General features: G+C 45.0%; 3 protein-coding genes. All 3 read left to right on the forward strand.

The window, feature by feature from the left end; all coding sequences use genetic code 11:
• The first annotated feature begins 1,225 nt into the window (after nt 1-1,225).
• Genes Q7V32_RS15600 through Q7V32_RS15610 form a run of 3 tightly spaced genes read left to right on the forward strand, consistent with a single transcriptional unit; the run spans nt 1,226 to nt 2,942 of the window.
• Nucleotides 1,226-1,933, forward strand: a complete 708-nt coding sequence (locus Q7V32_RS15600; RefSeq protein ID WP_304897901.1) for a CsgG/HfaB family protein — start codon at nt 1,226-1,228, stop codon at nt 1,931-1,933.
• Complete coding sequence (locus Q7V32_RS15605) at nt 1,933-2,283, forward strand: DUF4810 domain-containing protein (RefSeq protein WP_304897902.1); 351 nt, start codon at nt 1,933-1,935, stop codon at nt 2,281-2,283. Before Q7V32_RS15600 ends, Q7V32_RS15605 begins: the two co-directional genes overlap by 1 nt.
• A complete protein-coding gene (locus Q7V32_RS15610; RefSeq protein ID WP_304897903.1) occupies nt 2,280-2,942 on the forward strand; it encodes a GNA1162 family protein in 663 nt (220 codons plus the stop codon). Before Q7V32_RS15605 ends, Q7V32_RS15610 begins: the two co-directional genes overlap by 4 nt.
• The last annotated feature ends 261 nt before the right edge of the window (nt 2,943-3,203 follow it).

Below are 3,203 nucleotides of genomic sequence, written 5' to 3' on the forward strand. Positions count from 1 at the left end.
TGTGGTTTTAGCCACTGACAAGCCTATTTTAGGCGGATAAGTGGTAAAATCGGTGCCAGCACGATAGATCTTGGTGCTTCGTATTAATTATAACATATTGTATTATATGGCATATTTTGATTTTCTTTCAGGCACTAATTAATTCTACTTTGTCAGATTACACACAAACTCGTCATCCTCGCCGGGAAGCGGGGATCCAGTGCCAGGGACGGTAAGCTTCAAGCTATCCATGGAGCCTAGATTCGCTTACGCGGTCTAACGGCTCCGGCAATCCCTGCAGAAATGACGATTCTGAATGGTGCGTTTATTGAATATGACAAAGTAGAATTAATCTTTTGCCACACCAGGCCGCCCTCCAAAAAACGGTTAAACCCCGCCAACTGCCGCAAACCCACCGGAAGTGAAAAAGGTTAAAAAAATGTTAGAGATCATTACAAATCAAACCATCATCTAGGTGTTTACACGTATTTTAATAATCAGTTATATAAGAAATAATGTAACTACTCGCCCACTTGTAATTAATGGTGTAGATGTTTGATTACAAAGGACGCATCAATACGTCCCTGTCGCTCTCTGCAATATCCCTGTCATCGAGCCATTTTAGGATTTTAAGAAGCCCAAGGAAGTACAAAAAAACCGCAAGTTGAATGGCTTAGCGGGATTTCTGTCAACTGACTTAGGTTGGTAGCTCACTTGCGGCCAGTAAAAAATGAACTTGCTCGTCAACAGGCGGAACGACAAGCCTTTAGAGTAAATAAAAACGCCGTATCGTTAGTTTTTGTCAACAGTGAGAGTTGATAACCTGAAGTTTCCCAATAATTTCAAAAACGAACGGCCATTCTGCTTGAGTTGCAGGAATTATTGATAGAAAAAGGTGGCAAATCTATTTAATAAAGCACTGCCGCTTAAGGATGAGACGTCATCCCGGCAGGAATTGCCTGGATTCAGGACACAAGGACGTGATCCAGTCCTTACCATCCATGGCTTCTAGGCTCATGCCGGGCTATCCTGCCCGGGCACCCTTCGGGCGAGTGCCAATCCGCTCCCCGCGGATTGGTCCGGTAATCCCTGCCGGAATGACGGTAACTATTAATGCATACAAAGCTCTCCAACAAGCCTGGAGAACCCTATAAAAACTGGGAAACTTCAGTTGATAACGTCAATACAGCAAAGAGTTACCGACGATCTTGCCCTATCCCATTTAAGTCAATTCAGGGAAAACCCCATGCCAGAATTATTCAATATCCGCACAAATTATCTTTGCAACTTTTGGCGCATAGCTTCTATTTTAAGCGTTCTTTTTATAAGCGGGTGCGCCACTGAAACTCACCGGGCCTTAGTTCCAGAATCCGTTCCTTCTTCAACGACTGTTTATCAAGGAATAAAACACTCGCTGGTTGTCGGAAAGTTTGATAATCGATCAGCCTATATGCGAGGTATCTTCTCAGACGGCATTGATCAACTTGGTAGTCAAGCCAAGACCATATTGAAAACGCATTTGCAGCAATCGGGCAGGTTTGACGTAGTCGATAGAGAGAATATGGAAGAAATTGCGCAGGAGGCTAAGATCCGTGGTGCTCAACAGCAACTCCAAGGTGCTCAGGTCGTATTGACCGGCAATGTTACCGAGTTCGGGCGTCGCACAACAGGTGATACCCAGCTATTCGGAATACTGGGTTATGGAAAGAATCAGGTGGCTTACGCGAAAGTTGCTTTAAACGTAGTCGATGTCAAAACCTCACGAATCATCTATTCAGTTCAGGGCGCCGGTGAATATGAGCTCAGTAACCGAGAAGTCATCGGCTTTGGATCAAGCGCAGGTTATGATGCGACTTTAAACGGCAAAGTCCTTAATCTGGCAATCATGGAGGCTGTCAATAACTTAGTTAACGGTCTGGAGCGTGGTCAATGGAATCCAACGCCAGGAAATTAATGGCCGGAGCTTTAATCAAAAGGATAGTGGCATTCTCTTGCTTGTTTGTTTCCGGTTGTACACCCCCGTCCCTGTACTATTGGGGCGAATACGAAGACATGATTTATCAGATGTATAGTGAGCCGGGTTCGGCAGACCCTGCGACTCAAATTGCAAAAATAAGAGAAGACATCGGTATTGCGAGTGAATCCGGAAAGCAGATTCCGCCAGGTCTTCATGCGCATCTGGGTTATATGTATTATTTGCAGGGAGATACGCAATCAGCCTTTCTTGAATTTGCAGCAGAAAAACAGCTGTTTCCTGAATCAGCGATCTTTATTGATGGCTTGATGAGCAGAATAAAACAATGACCCCTGCATCTCTTATTTTCAGATTTTTATCCGTTCTGTTATTGGTTTTTTTAACCGGCTGTCCTTCGAAATTGCCCTTCGATTATTCTGCTTTTCGTAATTATCGGCCCAGGTCCATCCTGGTGTTACCGCCTTTGAATCTAACAACTGACGTTAATGCCCCTTACAGTTATTTATCGACCATTACCCATCCATTGGCGGAATGTGGTTACTATGTATTTCCGGTTGCCGTAATCGATGCCTATATGAAGGAGAATGGTCTGCCTTCATCGGAAGAGATGCATGGTGTGCCGCTGAAAAAAATCAAAGAGATCATCGGTGCGGATGCCGTTTTGTATGTGACCATTGAAGAATGGGGCCAAAAGTATATGGTGTTGCAATCTATTACCACCATCAAAGCCAGCGCCAAGTTGCTTGATACGGCGTCCGGTGAAGTAATCTGGTACGGGACGCAATCTATAGTCCAGGGATCTGGTGGCGGTGATCCAGTTGTGATGCTGATAAATGCTGCTGTGGTCCAGATTATCAATTCGATGACCGACTACACGCATGATCTTTCCAGAGTTGCAAATCAGGATATGATCAATAATCCTGACGAAGGGTTTCTGGCGGGTCCTTATCTTGCTCCAAGAGAGAGCGAACATTGCGGTAATCACTAAGCGATTCTGAAGAGAGTTGATTACGCTTATTTTTGGGTGGTTTACTGTTGTAAGTTGGGTCGAATTTGACGGGATCATTAAGGCTTTTTTAAGGCTATGTTCGCGTTAATAGTAGGCGTTGCCCCGGCAGGGATTGCCGGGGTCCAGAAGCCATGGATGGCGTTGGGCTTTCACATCCTTGTGACCTGGATTCGCTTACGCGGTCTAACGGCTCCGGCAATCCATGCCGGAATGACGGTGTTGATTTACTTTCAACTACTA

Origin of the sequence: Methylicorpusculum sp. (assembly GCF_030651835.1) — a bacterium.
Classification (GTDB): Bacteria; Pseudomonadota; Gammaproteobacteria; order Methylococcales; family Methylomonadaceae; genus Methylicorpusculum.